18 protein-coding genes are annotated in these 14,433 nt (G+C 33.9%); 12 read left to right on the top strand and 6 right to left on the bottom strand.

All coding sequences use genetic code 11. From position 1 onward, the window contains the following. The first annotated feature begins 10 nt into the window (after nucleotides 1-10). On the top strand, nucleotides 11-643 hold the full coding sequence (locus tag CLV33_RS02965) for an outer membrane beta-barrel protein (protein WP_105472634.1): 633 nt from the start codon (nucleotides 11-13) through the stop codon (nucleotides 641-643). A gap of 6 nt (nucleotides 644-649) precedes the next feature. Here the strand turns inward: CLV33_RS02965 and CLV33_RS02960 are convergent, their stop codons facing one another. Beyond that, nucleotides 650-1,120 (bottom strand): DUF1569 domain-containing protein, encoded by a 471-nt coding sequence (locus CLV33_RS02960; RefSeq protein WP_105472633.1) that lies wholly within the window; start codon nucleotides 1,118-1,120, stop codon nucleotides 650-652. 96 nt (nucleotides 1,121-1,216) lie between these two features. Between CLV33_RS02960 and CLV33_RS02955 the strand changes: the two genes are divergently transcribed. Continuing rightward, nucleotides 1,217-1,486 (top strand): hypothetical protein, encoded by a 270-nt coding sequence (locus CLV33_RS02955; RefSeq protein ID WP_042242099.1) that lies wholly within the window; start codon nucleotides 1,217-1,219, stop codon nucleotides 1,484-1,486. Here CLV33_RS02955 and CLV33_RS02950 read toward each other — a convergent pair. Then, nucleotides 1,483-1,953, bottom strand: a complete 471-nt coding sequence (locus CLV33_RS02950; RefSeq protein ID WP_105472632.1) for a very short patch repair endonuclease — start codon at nucleotides 1,951-1,953, stop codon at nucleotides 1,483-1,485. The two genes, CLV33_RS02955 and CLV33_RS02950, sit on opposite strands and share 4 nt — an antisense overlap. 296 nt (nucleotides 1,954-2,249) lie before the next feature. Beyond that, nucleotides 2,250-3,566: an adenosylhomocysteinase gene (gene ahcY, locus CLV33_RS02945; RefSeq protein WP_045370941.1), complete on the bottom strand. Its 1,317-nt coding sequence runs from the start codon at nucleotides 3,564-3,566 to the stop codon at nucleotides 2,250-2,252. Between the two features lie 134 nt (nucleotides 3,567-3,700). On the opposite strand from ahcY, the gene CLV33_RS02940 reads away from it, so the two are divergent. The 8 genes from CLV33_RS02940 (at nucleotide 3,701) to CLV33_RS02905 (ending at nucleotide 10,989) form a co-directional block, all read left to right on the top strand. After that, the gene (locus CLV33_RS02940) at nucleotides 3,701-4,327 is read left to right on the top strand and encodes a 4'-phosphopantetheinyl transferase family protein (RefSeq protein ID WP_042242094.1); all 627 of its coding nucleotides are present in this window, start codon (nucleotides 3,701-3,703) and stop codon (nucleotides 4,325-4,327) included. Continuing rightward, the gene (locus CLV33_RS02935; protein ID WP_105472631.1) at nucleotides 4,327-5,049 is read left to right on the top strand and encodes a geranylgeranylglyceryl/heptaprenylglyceryl phosphate synthase; all 723 of its coding nucleotides are present in this window, start codon (nucleotides 4,327-4,329) and stop codon (nucleotides 5,047-5,049) included. Before CLV33_RS02940 ends, CLV33_RS02935 begins: the two co-directional genes overlap by 1 nt. A gap of 81 nt (nucleotides 5,050-5,130) precedes the next feature. Next, nucleotides 5,131-5,391 (top strand): thiamine-binding protein, encoded by a 261-nt coding sequence (locus CLV33_RS02930; RefSeq protein ID WP_105472630.1) that lies wholly within the window; start codon nucleotides 5,131-5,133, stop codon nucleotides 5,389-5,391. Continuing rightward, nucleotides 5,375-6,007 carry a nicotinamide riboside transporter PnuC gene (gene pnuC, locus CLV33_RS02925; protein ID WP_105472629.1) on the top strand — a complete coding sequence of 211 codons (633 nt, stop codon included), beginning with the start codon at nucleotides 5,375-5,377 and terminating at the stop codon, nucleotides 6,005-6,007. The genes CLV33_RS02930 and pnuC overlap by 17 nt, the downstream gene beginning before the upstream one ends. Beyond that, nucleotides 5,968-6,537 (top strand): AAA family ATPase, encoded by a 570-nt coding sequence (locus tag CLV33_RS02920; RefSeq protein ID WP_105472628.1) that lies wholly within the window; start codon nucleotides 5,968-5,970, stop codon nucleotides 6,535-6,537. Before pnuC ends, CLV33_RS02920 begins: the two co-directional genes overlap by 40 nt. Next, nucleotides 6,537-8,087: a DUF4301 family protein gene (locus CLV33_RS02915; RefSeq protein ID WP_105472627.1), complete on the top strand. Its 1,551-nt coding sequence runs from the start codon at nucleotides 6,537-6,539 to the stop codon at nucleotides 8,085-8,087. Before CLV33_RS02920 ends, CLV33_RS02915 begins: the two co-directional genes overlap by 1 nt. Continuing rightward, on the top strand, nucleotides 8,087-8,494 hold the full coding sequence (arfB, locus tag CLV33_RS02910; protein WP_042242072.1) for an alternative ribosome rescue aminoacyl-tRNA hydrolase ArfB: 408 nt from the start codon (nucleotides 8,087-8,089) through the stop codon (nucleotides 8,492-8,494). The genes CLV33_RS02915 and arfB overlap by 1 nt, the downstream gene beginning before the upstream one ends. A gap of 359 nt (nucleotides 8,495-8,853) precedes the next feature. Next, on the top strand, nucleotides 8,854-10,989 hold the full coding sequence (locus CLV33_RS02905; protein WP_105472626.1) for a TonB-dependent receptor: 2,136 nt from the start codon (nucleotides 8,854-8,856) through the stop codon (nucleotides 10,987-10,989). A 167-nt stretch (nucleotides 10,990-11,156) separates the two neighbouring features. On the opposite strand, the gene CLV33_RS02900 is transcribed toward CLV33_RS02905, so the two are convergent. Continuing rightward, entirely contained in the window at nucleotides 11,157-11,525 is a 369-nt protein-coding gene (locus CLV33_RS02900) for a Rieske (2Fe-2S) protein (protein ID WP_244906374.1), read from the bottom strand. 345 nt (nucleotides 11,526-11,870) lie between these two features. On the opposite strand from CLV33_RS02900, the gene greA reads away from it, so the two are divergent. Beyond that, a complete protein-coding gene (greA, locus tag CLV33_RS02895; protein ID WP_042244298.1) occupies nucleotides 11,871-12,344 on the top strand; it encodes a transcription elongation factor GreA in 474 nt (157 codons plus the stop codon). Nucleotides 12,345-12,438: 94 nt separating this feature from the next. After that, nucleotides 12,439-12,828: an HIT family protein gene (locus CLV33_RS02890; protein ID WP_042244299.1), complete on the top strand. Its 390-nt coding sequence runs from the start codon at nucleotides 12,439-12,441 to the stop codon at nucleotides 12,826-12,828. On the opposite strand, the gene CLV33_RS02885 is transcribed toward CLV33_RS02890, so the two are convergent. Both CLV33_RS02885 and CLV33_RS02880 read right to left on the bottom strand, forming a co-directional pair. Beyond that, entirely contained in the window at nucleotides 12,825-13,184 is a 360-nt protein-coding gene (locus CLV33_RS02885) for a hypothetical protein (protein ID WP_105472624.1), read from the bottom strand. The two genes, CLV33_RS02890 and CLV33_RS02885, sit on opposite strands and share 4 nt — an antisense overlap. Then, entirely contained in the window at nucleotides 13,184-14,338 is a 1,155-nt protein-coding gene (locus CLV33_RS02880; RefSeq protein WP_105472623.1) for a sensor histidine kinase, read from the bottom strand. Before CLV33_RS02880 ends, CLV33_RS02885 begins: the two co-directional genes overlap by 1 nt. Nucleotides 14,339-14,433: the final 95 nt, after the last annotated feature.

Here is a 14,433-nt window from a genome sequence, read left to right as displayed (position 1 = left end):
AACCATTAAAATGAGCAAAAAATATATTATAGGTCTTGTTTTGTCAATCGCTACTTTATCAGTATTACAAAGCCAAATTAAGTTTAAAGCAGGTGTAAATGTAGGAGGCCAATTTTCAAGTTTGCGAGGTTTCGACTTTGAGCCGAATGAAAACTTTCAGCTTGGGCCAACAGTTGGAGTATATCTAGAACTTGGGTTAAATTCAAAAATTTCAATTGTAACAGGGATTAATTTTGAAAGATGGAAGTTAAAACGAGACATAGCATATTACGATGGTTATGGCAGAAATATTGGAATTGAAAACACAGAAGGATACGACTTTTATAACATTCCCTTATTATTCAGGTACAAGTTTGGAAAAAATAACGACTTCTTTGTTGAAGGAGGTGCGTTTATGAATTATTTTAACAAAGGAAGACCCAATGGCGTAATGTCATTATTCATTGTTTTTGAAGATTATAATTTTGGACCTGCTCTTGGTGTAGGTAAAATTTTTACTTTAAATGATAAATTTGATGTGGCTTTACAACTAAGGAACGAATTTGGACTAACAAATGTAAACAAATATGAAACATGGGTTAGTGGAAACAACATACTATCTAACACTATCAGGCTAACAGCCAGTTTTAGCTACACACTGTAGAATTTTTTATTTTAAAATATCCCTTACAATTTTTAAATGATGATGCGTATGCATTTGTAAAAACCTTAAGGTTTGTTTTTTAGATAGCTTTCCAAAAATAAAATGCTTAAAATATACTGTTTTAGGCAATGTTGTCAAGGTGTTAAGATGGTTTCTAGCAGTTTTTAGTTGAGAGTATAAATCTGCATCTAGAACAACTTCGGGTGGTTGCACTATTTTAGGAGCTTTAACCTTGCCTCTAGGCATATAGTTTAGGGTAAATAAAAGTGTACGCCAAAAATTAAATTTCCTCTTGTAATCTTTTGGGTTGGAATTTATAGTCCATTCGCAAACAGCGTTAAACACTTTTAAGCTATGGTCTAGTTGCCAACCAATAGTAGACTTAGAAACAGAGGGTTTTTGTAAGTCTTTATTTGGAATATTGGTCTCTATTTTATCTAAAAGTAGGTTTGCAGTTTTAATACGATTGTGGCACATGAGTAAAAATTATTTTAAAAGGTATTAATAAAATTGTTAACTTTAAGCAATAGCGCTTTAAAATTGCCCAATGTTTAACATCAAAATTATAGGATTATGTTACCATTTAGATCAGAAATTAGAAACTCTCCAACACAGCCTACAATTAAGATTTTTTTAAGTGATGAATCTCTAGACGAACGCATAAAAAGGCATTTGCAGCATTTTAAGGAAATAGAAGAGATAGAGATTTGTGATAGTATTGCCCAAAACAGAGCCTGCGAAAGCATTACTATATACCTAAAAGACGATGTAGATATTAATAAGATGAAACAGTCTATCGACTCTAGTTTATGGTGGTATTTTGAAGAGGATTTGGTAGATTAACTAATTTCGCCAGTATCTAAATACATCAACACATCGTTAACACAGGTTTTTAAATTGGTATTAATTTCTTGTGTCCAAAACCTAAACACAGTAAATCCCATATCCTCTAATTGTTGGTTAACTTCCCTGTCTCTTTGCATATTGCGTTCTATCTTAGGTATCCAAAACTTACGGTTAGTTTTTAGTTTTGGTTTACGCTGGTCCCAATTATAACCATGCCAAAATTCGCCATCAATAAAAATAGCTAATTTGTATTTTTTTATGGAAATATCAGGTTTCCCAGGTAATAGCTTACTATCTACACGATAACGCACACCTGCCTTCCACAAAGCCCTACGAAAACGCATTTCTGGCTTTGTGTTTTTACCTCTAATCTTGCTCATAATGTTGGAGCGTTTTTTTGTGGTATAAAAACCAGATGCCTCGTTAAATCTTGGGACTTTTATTTTTTCTTCAGAATATGGCATTATACATATATGTAAGTTCGAGCAATTCGCTAAAAGTGAACTAATTACATTTAATATAATCAAATTTACTTAAAAAGTCGAATTTCAGTATTAAGGATTAAACTAGCATAAGCATGATTGGAACTCACCAATCTTATTCTGGAGGCGCCTACTAGAAGCTTTATTGTAGTGATTCTGAAAAGTTTCTTAAAAATCTTGTTGGTATTATCAAGGAAACGTAAAAAATCCCAAACATTGCTGCCTGGGATTTTTTTAGAATTTTTATTTTGAATTCAAGATTTCCTTTTTTAAGGAATTTAGTATCTGTAGTACTCTGGCTTAAACGGACCTTCAACCTTAACACCAATGTATTCCGCTTGTTCTTCGCGAAGCTCGGTAAGCTCAACACCAATTTTGGCTAAGTGTAATTTCGCTACCTTTTCATCTAAATGCTTTGGTAGCATGTAGACATCGTTTTCATATTTGTCGCTATTATTCCAAAGTTCTATTTGTGCCAAAGTTTGGTTGGTAAACGAGTTGCTCATTACAAAACTAGGGTGGCCTGTAGCGCAACCAAGGTTTACTAAACGCCCTTCGGCAAGTATAATAATATCTTTTCCGTTTACAGTGTATTTATCTACCTGTGGCTTAATGGTGTTTTTGGTATGGCCGTGGTTTTCGTTTAACCAAGCCATATCTATTTCATTATCAAAATGCCCAATGTTACATACTATAGCTTTATCTTTTAAAGCTTCAAAATGTTTAGCTTGTACAATATCTTTATTCCCTGTAGTGGTAATTACAATATCTGCAACAGGAGCAACGGTTTCTAGTTTCTTAACTTCAAAACCATCCATCGCAGCTTGTAAAGCGCAAATAGGGTCTATTTCGGTAACGGTTACAATACTTCCAGCACCTCTAAAAGATGCAGCGGTACCTTTACCAACATCGCCATAACCACATACAACTACACGTTTTCCTGCTAACATTACATCGGTTGCACGACGAATAGCGTCTACAGCACTTTCCTTACACCCGTATTTGTTGTCGAATTTAGATTTGGTAACAGAATCGTTTACATTTATGGCTGGCATTGGTAAGGTGCCATTTTTTACGCGTTCATACAAACGGTGAACACCAGTTGTGGTTTCTTCACTAAGGCCTTTAATACCCGAAACCAGCTCTGGATATTTGTCTAAAACCATATTGGTTAAATCGCCACCATCATCTAAAATCATGTTTAATGGTTTGCGCTCTTCACCAAAAAATAGAGTTTGTTCAATACACCAATCAAACTCTTCTTCGGTCATATCTTTCCATGCATATACAGCTGTTCCAGCAGCGGCAATTGCAGCCGCAGCTTGGTCTTGTGTTGAAAATATGTTACAAGAACTCCAGGTTACTTCTGCACCTAAAGCTTGTAATGTTTCAATTAAAACCGCTGTTTGAATCGTCATATGTAAACATCCAGCAATTCTTGCGCCTTTTAAAGGTTGCTCGTTTTTGTATTCTTCACGAAGACTCATTAAACCAGGCATTTCTGCTTCTGCTAGTTCTATTTCTTTTCGTCCCCAATCTGCTAAAGAGATGTCTTTTACTTTGTGGGCTACGTAAGGCAATGTTTTTGTACTCATAGTAACTTTTTTTCTTTTGTTTTAAAAACCTTAAGTTGATTGCGTTTAGCGCTTAATTTAATTAAATTCGCTTTCTAAATAATGTAATACATCCTAGGCGCTGCAAAGATAACTATTAACTTTTAGAAAATTAAATGCCTTTATACAAAACCATTACTCCAAATTCACAAACTACTGTTAAAATATGGAAGATTACAGAGTCTTACGAAGAATTAATGGCTCGTGTAGATTTAAAACCCAAGGCTTTAGAGCGTGTTTTAGGTATGAAAAGTGAATTGCATCAACGTGGGTTTTTAAGTGTAAGATGGTTGCTTAAGGAGTTTGGATATTGTGATGCCGATTTGTTTTATGACGATTTTGGAAAGCCGCATTTAAAGGATGGTAGGCAAATTTCAATTTCCCATTCCTTTAATTTTTCGGCAGTAATTATTAGCGACTTAATTGTTGGGATTGATGTTGAAAAACAGCGTGATAAAATATCGGTTATAGCTCATAAATTTATAGACTATGAGTTTGATTATTTGGATAAAACCTCTAATGATTATATTAAAAAGTTAACCGTTATTTGGTGTGTAAAAGAATCGCTCTATAAACTATATTGCACGCAAGGATTGAGCTTTAAAGCGCATTGTCTAGTAATTCCTTTTTCAATAAAAGACAAAGCAACCATAGCTTGGGTGGATTATAAAAACATTAAAAGCAGATACGCTATTGAATTTTTGGAGTTTGAAGGTTTTACTTGCGCATACGCCATTGCCTAATGATTATTTATAAAAACATACTAAAAGCTATAGCCAATGGAGAAAAATTGTTTGCGGTTTTAATTGATCCTGATAAATTTAAGCTAGGGAATACCAAAAGTTTCATTAAAAAAATTAATACATCAATTGCAACCCATATTTTTGTTGGCGGAAGTACAGTAGACAAACATAGTACTGAAATTTTAGTTGCCGAAATAAAAAAGTATACCAACCTACCTATAGTTTTATTTCCAGGTGATGTTACCCAAATAACAAATAGGGCCGACGCATTATTGTTTTTATCACTCATTTCTGGTAAAAATCCAGAGTATTTAATAGGTAAGCATATTAATGCAGTTTCAAAATTAAGAGGTACACATTTGGAGGTAATCCCAACAGGATATATTTTAATTGACAGTGAAGTAAAAACTGCGGTTTCTAGAGTAACTGGAACGAGTGCTATGTCAAGAAATAACATTCAGTTGATTATTGACACTGCAAAAGCGGGTGAATTACTTGGAATGAAACTAATGTATCTAGAAGCAGGTAGTGGTGCTAAAATGCCCTTAACTCAGCAGATAATTGCATCGGTTAAAAACGAATTAAATATCCCGCTTATAGTTGGAGGCGGTATTCGAAGTATTGTAGAAATAGAAAATGCATACAAAGCAGGTGCAGATATTGTAGTAGTTGGAACTGCTTTTGAAGAAGATGAGGGGTTGTTTGAGGAATTGCGAAAGTAATTTTTTTATGCTGAACTTATTTCAGCATCTCATAATTGTATAAAAGTTCCCACCTTCGTGGGAATAAAAAAAATTAGTTAAATGAAAATATCAGTAGAACTAACATTAACACCATTGCAGGACAATTTTGAACCTGCAATAATTCATTTTATAAAAAAGTTACGGGCTTCAAATTTAAAAGTTTTAGAAAATCCATTAAGTACACAAGTGTATGGCGATTATGATGAGGTAATGCGCGTACTAACATCTGAAATAAAAGAGGCTTTTGAACTTGTAGAACGCGGATTGCTTTATATGAAAATTGTAAAATCTGACAGACACGATTATGAACCCCATTTTTGAGTTCTTATTTGGGCAGTATGCCGAATACGAAACTATTGATATTGTTCTAGAAATTACAGCAGTAATTTTTGGCTTTTTATCGGTTTGGTTTTCAAAACAAAATAACATCTTAGTATTTCCAACAGGTATGGTTAGTACCGTTATTTTCGTGTATTTACTGTTTAAATGGGGGCTGTTGGGCGATATGATGATAAACGGTTACTATTTTATAATGAGCGTTTATGGGTGGTATGTTTGGACAAGAAAAGTAGACGACGAACATGTAACACCAATCTCCAAAACGTCTTTTAACGAAAAAAAAACAAGTATAGCTATATTTTTAGCAACCTTACTATTTGTTTTTTTAGTTTACCAAGCCTTTGGCAAATGGACAAGTTGGGTAGCCTATGTAGATACCATAACAACAGCCATATTTTTTGTTGGTATGTGGTTAATGGCGCGGCGAAAATTAGAAAATTGGCTATTTTGGATTGTAGGCGATATTATTTCTATGCCTTTATATTTTTATAAAGGTTTTACATTTACAAGTTTACAATATTTAGGATTTACCTTTATTGCCATTTTTGGATATTTAGCATGGAAGAAAAGTATAAACAACAGCCTGCAAACTGCATAAAAGTGGTTTTGTTTGGACCCGAATCTACAGGGAAAACTACGTTGTCGCGTCAGTTGGCAAGGTATTACAACTCGGTTTGGGTACCCGAATATGCGCGCGAATACCTTCAAAATAAATGGAATAACGAACGCAAAACCTGCGAGCCTAAAGATTTGTTGCCCATTGCAGAAGGCCAAATGAAATTGGAAAATGAGTTGGCTAAAAAAACAGATTCCGTATTAATTTGCGATACAGATTTATTAGAAACAAAAGTATATTCTGAAGCATATTACACTGGTACATGCGATCCTGTTCTTGAAAAATATGCCTTAGAAAATACGTACCACCTGTATTTTTTAACTTATATTGATACACCTTGGGAGGCCGACGATTTACGCGATAAGCCTAACCATAGAAAGGAGATGTTTGAAGTTTTTAAAAATGAATTAATAAAACAAAACAGGCCCTACGTTTTATTGAAAGGCGATAAAAAAGAACGCCTTAAAAAAGCAGTTATAGAAATTAATAAGCTATTAAAAAACAACGTATAATGTTTACAGAAAAGGACATAGATCAAATACATGATAAAGGTATTACTCTAGACCAAGTTAATGCGCAAATTAACCGTTTAAAGAATGGAATGACACATTCCGATTTATTGTCTGCAGCAACAATAAATAGAGGGATACATGCTTTTCAGAACGAAGAAATAGCGCCTATTATACAGTTGTATGAAAATAAAAAAGAGCAATTAAATATTGTAAAATTTGTACCAGCTTCTGGGGCTGCAACCAGGATGTTTAAATTTTTATTTCAGTTTTTAAAACGATTTAATACAGCTAAAGACGATATTAAGAAATATGTAGAAAAGTATGGCGATTCTTTAATTGATGTTTTTATGGCCAACTTAAAAACATTTCCTTTTTATGGTGAGGTTATGAATAAAATTAAGGAGGAGACCCCTAACTTTAAGGCATTAAGCGAGGCGGAACAATACTATGTGTTTGTAAAAACAATGCTAGATGAAAACGGCCTAAATTATAGCTTTTTTCCTAAGGGGTTACTGCCGTTTCATAAGTATGGTAATACATACATAACCGCTTTTGAAGAACACTTATACGAAGCTACATTATATGCGTCTTCTGAAGGAAAGGCAAATTTGCATTTTACAGTTTCAGAGAAACACCACGATTATTTTTTAAAAGAATTACAAAAAATAAAACCTTGTTTAGAACAATCTACAAACGTTACATTTAATGTGTCGTTTTCATATCAAAAAGAAGCTACAGAAACACTGGCGTTAACCAAAGACGGTAAGGTATTTAGAAATGAAGATGGGTCAATTTTATTTAGACCAGGAGGTCATGGTGCACTCTTAGAAAATTTAAATGATTTAGATGCAGATATCGTGTTTATTAAGAATATTGATAATATTGTAGTAAAAGAGAAAAACAAGGAATATTCTAAATATAAAAAATTACTTGCAGGCGTTTTGTTAAGAGCACAAAACCAAGTGTTTAATTATTTAAACCAATTAGATAAGGGTGATTTTGATGATGCCGATATTACTGCAATGGCATACTTTTTAAGAAAACAACTTAGTGTTTATTTAGATTCTGATTTTGGAGACCTAAGTTTTGAGAAAAAAGCAGCATATTTAAGAGAAAAGTTTAACCGCCCTATTCGTGTGTGCGGTATGGTTAAAAACGAAGGTGAACCCGGTGGTGGGCCATTTTGGGTTAAGGATGCTAATGGTGAAATATCATTACAAATCGTAGAATTTGCACAAATAGATTTTAGTAAAAAGGGACAACAATCTACCGTGTATAAAGCTACACATTTTAATCCAACAGATTTGGTATGCGGCATGAAAAACTACAAAGGGGAATCTTTTAATTTATTAGATTTTGTAGATTCCGAAGCAGCATTTATTACAATGAAAACACAAAATGGTGTAGATATGCAAGTTCTGGAGCTTCCTGGGTTGTGGAACGGAAGTATGGCACATTGGAATTCTATTTTTGTTGAAGTGCCTGTAGAAACCTTTAACCCTGTAAAAACGGTAAGTGATTTATTAAAACCCGCGCACCAAGCTTCGTAATGTTTAATACAGATGCTTTAATAAAAGAGTTAACGTTTAAGGCTATTAGAAGTTCGGGAAGTGGCGGCCAACATGTAAATAAAGTAGCCTCAAAAGTAGAATTATCTTTTAATTTGAACGCATCTGAAGTATTTGAAGATGCCCAAAAAAGCACTATCCACAAAAAACTACAAAATAGGCTAACTAAAGAAGGTGTTTTAATCTTGCAATGTGGTGAATCCCGTAGTCAACATAAAAATAAAGCGTTGGTTATAAAGCGTTTTTTAGAGTTAATTTCATTTGCTTTACAAGAAGACAAAAAACGTATCCCGACAAAAATACCTAGAGCGGTTATAAAAAAGCGACTAAAAAATAAACGTTATCTGTCTGATAAAAAAGCAAATAGAAAAAAACCGGATGTAGATTAATACTACTTCATACTCAAGCAAAAAAATTGTAGCATTAATAACTCTTAATTAAAAATTCGTTCTTAAATTTGCAGCGTTCTCATAAAGGGGTGCTTAAATCGGTTGGCAGTCGCAGTATTCAGATAACAGTTATTCTGTAAAAAGTATAATTTTTTTGATAGTGTTACTCCAATTTTGAAAAGCTGAGATCATACCCATTGAACCTAGAACAGGTAATGCTGTTTAGGAAATAGAATTTACGATGTTATTGCGAAGAGTTTAAAAAACCATGCAATTTCTGACATAAATTCAAAAAACACATTTATTAACATTAAAGAATAATTACCTCTTTTTATTCGATTATAACATTCATAATCGACATGAAAAATTTATTTCTTTTTTTAGCACTCTTAGTGTTATCAGTCAGTGCAAATGCACAACAAAATCAAGTAAAGCAAGACTCTACAAAAACAGAAAAACTAGACGAAGTTTTGGTTAATGCTGTTCGTGTAAATGCAGATTCTCCCATTACACACTCTAATGTATCTAAAGAAGAATTAGCGAAACGCAATTTAGGGCAAGACATTCCTATTTTACTTAATTTTTTACCATCGGTAGTTACTACAAGCGATGCAGGTGCGGGTATTGGTTACACAGGCATTCGTGTGCGTGGTACAGATGCAACAAGGGTTAATGTAACCATTAATGGAATACCGTATAACGATCCAGAAAGCCAAGGTACATTTTGGGTGAACTTGGGCGACTTTGCATCGTCTACCGAGAGTTTGCAACTACAACGCGGTGTTGGCACCTCTACCAATGGCTCTGCTGCTTTTGGGGCAAGTTTAAATTTGTTAACCGATGCATTTTCTAAAGAAGCATCAGCAGAAATAGCTAATAGTTTTGGTAGTTTCAACACTAGAAAACACACGGTTAAACTAAGTACTGGGTTATTGAACGACCATTTTGAAATTTCTGGGCGTTTTTCAAAAATAGATTCTGATGGTTATGTAGACAGAGCGTTTACCGATTTAAAATCGTATTTCCTACAAGGAATTTATAAAGATGATAACACTTTAATAAAAGCATTAACTTTTGGTAACGAAGAGCGCACATACCAATCTTGGTTTGGTTTAACAGCGGAACAGTTAGAGGAAAATCGTCGCCAAAATCCTTATACTTACGATAATGAAACCGATAATTACTGGCAAGACCATTACCAATTACATTGGAACGAGCGCTTTAACAACAATTGGTCTACTAATTTAGGTTTAAATTATACCAAAGGCCGCGGGTATTTTGAACAGTACAAAGCAGAAGAATCTGCTGCAGATTTTGCCAATTTAATAGAGGAGGATTCTGATGTGATTGTTCGCAGGTGGTTGGATAATGATTTTTATGTGCTAAATGCTAATGTTACCTATAAAAATAATGCTTTAGAGATTATTTCAGGCTTGTCTGTGAGTTCTTATACAGGCGATCATTTTGGTGAAGTAATTTGGGGAAGCAATTTAGCGCCAAATACCAGTATAAGAGATCGATATTATGATGGCGATGCTACTAAAAACGATTTTAGTGTATTTTCTAAAGCTACGTTTATATTCGCAAAAAAGTTTACAGGGTTTATAGACTTACAGGGACGTTTTGTAAGCTACAAAACCAACGGTTCTAGTGCCGATGTGGCACCTTTTATTACTGATGCCAAGTTCAACTTTTTTAACCCTAAAGTGGGCTTAACCTACAAACATTCCGATTTTAATAGCTTTTACGCCTCTTTTGCAATTGCCAATAGAGAACCAAATCGTGATGATTTTCAAGTTGGTGTTACCGAAAATGAAACCTTAAACGATGTTGAATTAGGTTGGCGTTACACAAGTAGAAAAGCTAGTATTAATACCAACTTATATTACATGTTTTACCAAAACCAATTAGTGTTAACAGGTGAATTGGATGATGTTGGTAGTCCGCTTAGAGCATCATCAGGAAAAAGTTACAGACTTGGTTTAGAGGTAGACGCCAACGTTCAGTTTTCAAAGTTTTTTAGTACCTCAACCAATGTTGCCTTGAGTAGTAATAAGAATAAGGATTTTACTACGACATTAAATGGGGAGCTGGTAAATTTAGGTAATACAAATATTTCGTTTTCTCCAGAAGTGGTTGTTGGAAATGCATTGAATTTCTTCCCGGTTGAACGTTTACAAGTATCGTTACTAAGCAAATATGTTGGCGAACAATTTATGGGAAATACAGATAATCCAGAGTCAGTTTTAGAAAGTTATTTTGTGAATGATTTTAATGTTAATTATGAAATTAAGCCAAATAAATTATTCAAATCTATTGTATTATCTGGTTTAGTGAATAATATTTTTAATAAAAAATATGTATCTAACGGCTATTTTGGCTCGTTTGATTTTGATGATAATACAAGCCCAACAGGGACTACCACAGGTTTTTTTGCAGGGTACTATCCGCAAGCCACAACAAACTTTTTACTTGGTGTTACTTTTAAGTTTTAAATTTAATTAAGGGTTGAAAGCGTAGTTAGTGTTATGTTAACTGCGCTTTCTTTTTTAAGAGTAAGAGTGGCACGTTAGGGATTGCAGTGGAAAGCCCACAGCCCGACGAAGGAGGTGCGAGGACTTGCAGCGGAAAGCCCGACCCTTGTGGTAACGCCCTAATAATTTTAATTAAAAACAACTAAGATATTACCGTTTTGTTCTACGCGGTAACGTTTTAGCGAACACCTTAATTCACCATTGTTTATAGGCTGCCCTGTAAATAGGCTATACTCATTTTCGTCGTCGCAACCGCATTTTCCATTAAGCCCTTCTATGCTTAAAACAGAACAGGTATTGAAAATATGATTAGGGTCAGCCGCATCAAAAGCAGCAAAACCACTCCCTGTATTTGTAATAATTATGCCTCCATTTCCCACGTTTGGTAAATACACAGGATTACTAGGAAATTGCAACTGGCTGTATTGGGGAAAATTTAAGTTAATAGACTGGTTTACCGAAATATCTAACAAAAACTGGCAGTTTTCGTCGTTCAACGAATTTTTGCTGCATGCAGTTAATATTAGAAGGCAAAAAAGGGCAAAAAGTGGTCTCATAAAATCTTGAAAATTAGGTTGCAATTTACGATAAAATACAATCTTGATTTAAATATTTTGTATATTTGCTTTACAATCTCGTGAAAGCGAGATTTTTTTGTTAGAGAAACTCTGCTTTTAAAAATCCAGCTGTACTGGGCATTTATAATAGCAAGTTAAACTAACACCGCTTTTTATGCGGCATTTTTGGTTTAGCCCGCAATATTTAAAGTTTTAAGTATAATAGTTGGTTAAACCAAAAACACAAGTTTCAGCAATATATGTATTGAATAAAACGATGAAGTTATGAGTAAAGTATCTTACTATACACCAGAGGGATTAAAAAAATTACGCGACGAGTTAAAGCAATTAAAAGACGTTGAGCGTGTAAAAGCTTCAAAAGCTATAGCCGAAGCAAGAGATAAAGGCGATTTAAGTGAGAATGCAGAGTACGATGCTGCTAAAGAAGCGCAAGGTATGTTAGAAATGCGAATTTCTAAGTTAGAGGAGGCTTTAGCTGGAGCAAGAGTTATAGACGAGTCGCAATTAGATACATCAAAAGCTTTGGTGCTTTCTAAAGTGAAAATAAAAAACCAAACCAATGGTATGGAAATGACGTATACTTTGGTGGCCGACGGTGAAGCAGATTTAGCTTCGGGTAAAATTTCTGTAAATTCGCCTATTGGTAAAGGATTGTTGGGAAAATCGGTTGGAGACGTTGCCGAAATACAAGTGCCTAATGGCGTAATGAAATTCGATATTATTGAAATTTCAAGATAAATAAGTTTGTTTGTTTCCGCAAAGGTGTAGATTTTATTGTTTTAGTTAATTTACACACTATAAAAATAACAGTGTAAAACACACCACAAGATTTATGGCTTCAATTTTCACTAAAATAGTTAATGGAGAAATACCGTGTTACAAGGTAGCCGAAACCGATGCGTTTTTGGCGTTTTTAGATGTAAACCCTAATGCCAAAGGGCACACCCTTTGTATTCCAAAACAAGAAGTAGATAAGTTATTTGATTTAGATGAAACGACCTACGATGGTTTAATGCGGTTTTCTAGAAAGGTAGCGCTAGCTATTGAAAAAACAATTCCGTGCAATCGTGTAGGGCTAACGGTTATAGGTTTAGAAGTGCCACATGCGCATGTACACCTAATTCCATTACACTCTATGGACGATGCACGTTTTATTAAAAAAGTAAAAATGTCTCCCGAAGACTTTAAAGCAACAGCCGAAGCCATAAACGCTAATTTTTAAAGATATTCCAAATACAATGCCGTAGCTATTAGTGCTGCAAAAAATAATGCTAACGTAGCTACTATTACAATCCAGAATATTTTTTTGTAGTATTTTGATGCAGGTTTAGGGGTAAACGCTTTTTGTTGATACGTAAAAACCCGCTCTATGTCATCCGTCCAACGTTCTGGATAAATTGTGCTATTACAAGTATTGCAAACAATGGTATGGCTTATGTTGTTGGTAATAGATTTATAAAACGATGTTTCAACAAACATCTGACTAAAAGTGAGTTGTAAACCGTTGTTGCTAAAACATTCGGGACAATTGTTTTTAAGTGTAACCTTTTTTACAGGAATTAGCTTTTCAGTTTTCATTAGTGTGCACGTTTTAAACCAATTTGTATGGTTGTACCTTTCCCTATGGTAGAATCTAATACTTTTATTTTTCCATTGTGAAAATCTTCAATAATACGTCTAGTAAGCGATAAACCTAAACCCCAGCCTCGTTTTTTTGTAGTATATCCGGGTTCAAATATTCTGTTAAAATTTTTCTTCGCAATACCTTTACCAGTGTCGCTTACAGAAACTTTTACGTTGTTTTCTAATTGTGTAATTTCAATAGTAATTTTACCTCTGCCTTTCATGGCATCTATACCATTTTTTACAAGGTTTTCAATAGTCCAGCCATAAAGCTGTTTGTTTATGTTTACAGGAATATGTTCATTGGGTGCAATAAATTCAAATGCCACCAAATCAGAAGAACGTCGTTTTAAATAGTCATAAGCTTCTTTAGTTTCTGCCACTATATCGGCAGTTTCTAAGGTAGGTAAGGACCCAATTTTACTAAAGCGTTCGGTGATGGTTTGCAACCTATCAATATCTTTTTCAATTTCTACTATATAGTCTGGATTTACATTTTCAGTTTTTAATAATTCAGTCCAGCCGATTAAGGACGATAGAGGTGTGCCAATTTGGTGTGCCGTTTCTTTTGCCATACCAGACCACAGTTTATTTTGGCTTGCATTTTTATTGCTTTTGTAAAAGAAGAAAATAACACCTGTAAATAGAAAAATAATGAGTAATAGAGCTAAAGGATAGTATTTTAGCTTGTTTAAAAGCGCAGAGTTACCATAGTAAATGGTTTGTAGTGTATTGTTTTCGTAAGTTACTTTAATGGGATTGTATTCATTTTTAAACTTCGTAATTAGTTTTTGAATTTTAATTGAATCGTTAGCTACTTCTTCATCAATATTCTTCGTGTCATAACTACCATCTTTATACACAATAATCATTGGCGTAGTTTTGTTACTTTGTAATATTTCAATCGGAAGATTTCCAATGTCGTCTTCGAGATTATCAGTAGTTGTCAACTCTTTTGAAGCAAAAGACCAATTTTTCATTTTTACACGTTCTTCTTCCTTGAAATTCTGAAAAAACACATAAGTATTCCATAAAATAAGGGAAACGATAATGAAAGAAAGCGCAATCATTATCCAGCGAAACGTATTAGAATATTTGGTAAAAATCATCTAAAAATTAATTAACCTGTAATATAATGCAAATCTGTTAATATTATTGTTCAAGTTGTTAGTAAATCGGTTTTTACAAGAGAATGAGAATGGTT

The sequence above is a fragment of the Jejuia pallidilutea genome (assembly GCF_002973595.1).
GTDB classification, from domain to species: Bacteria; Bacteroidota; Bacteroidia; order Flavobacteriales; family Flavobacteriaceae; genus Jejuia; species Jejuia pallidilutea.
This window is presented reverse-complemented; position numbering and strand designations above follow the sequence as displayed.

Coding starts and splice junctions, on each gene's coding strand:
- CLV33_RS02965 (WP_105472634.1), top strand. CDS start 11: ATGAGCAAAAAATATATTATAGGTCTTGTTTTGTCAATCGCTACTTTA.
- CLV33_RS02960 (WP_105472633.1), bottom strand. CDS start 1,120: ATGTGCCACAATCGTATTAAAACTGCAAACCTACTTTTAGATAAAATA.
- CLV33_RS02955 (WP_042242099.1), top strand. CDS start 1,217: ATGTTACCATTTAGATCAGAAATTAGAAACTCTCCAACACAGCCTACA.
- CLV33_RS02950 (WP_105472632.1), bottom strand. CDS start 1,953: ATGCCATATTCTGAAGAAAAAATAAAAGTCCCAAGATTTAACGAGGCA.
- ahcY (WP_045370941.1), bottom strand. CDS start 3,566: ATGAGTACAAAAACATTGCCTTACGTAGCCCACAAAGTAAAAGACATC.
- CLV33_RS02940 (WP_042242094.1), top strand. CDS start 3,701: ATGCCTTTATACAAAACCATTACTCCAAATTCACAAACTACTGTTAAA.
- CLV33_RS02935 (WP_105472631.1), top strand. CDS start 4,327: ATGATTATTTATAAAAACATACTAAAAGCTATAGCCAATGGAGAAAAA.
- CLV33_RS02930 (WP_105472630.1), top strand. CDS start 5,131: ATGAAAATATCAGTAGAACTAACATTAACACCATTGCAGGACAATTTT.
- pnuC (WP_105472629.1), top strand. CDS start 5,375: ATGAACCCCATTTTTGAGTTCTTATTTGGGCAGTATGCCGAATACGAA.
- CLV33_RS02920 (WP_105472628.1), top strand. CDS start 5,968: ATGGAAGAAAAGTATAAACAACAGCCTGCAAACTGCATAAAAGTGGTT.
- CLV33_RS02915 (WP_105472627.1), top strand. CDS start 6,537: ATGTTTACAGAAAAGGACATAGATCAAATACATGATAAAGGTATTACT.
- arfB (WP_042242072.1), top strand. CDS start 8,087: ATGTTTAATACAGATGCTTTAATAAAAGAGTTAACGTTTAAGGCTATT.
- CLV33_RS02905 (WP_105472626.1), top strand. CDS start 8,854: ATGAAAAATTTATTTCTTTTTTTAGCACTCTTAGTGTTATCAGTCAGT.
- greA (WP_042244298.1), top strand. CDS start 11,871: ATGAGTAAAGTATCTTACTATACACCAGAGGGATTAAAAAAATTACGC.
- CLV33_RS02890 (WP_042244299.1), top strand. CDS start 12,439: ATGGCTTCAATTTTCACTAAAATAGTTAATGGAGAAATACCGTGTTAC.
- CLV33_RS02885 (WP_105472624.1), bottom strand. CDS start 13,184: ATGAAAACTGAAAAGCTAATTCCTGTAAAAAAGGTTACACTTAAAAAC.
- CLV33_RS02880 (WP_105472623.1), bottom strand. CDS start 14,338: ATGATTTTTACCAAATATTCTAATACGTTTCGCTGGATAATGATTGCG.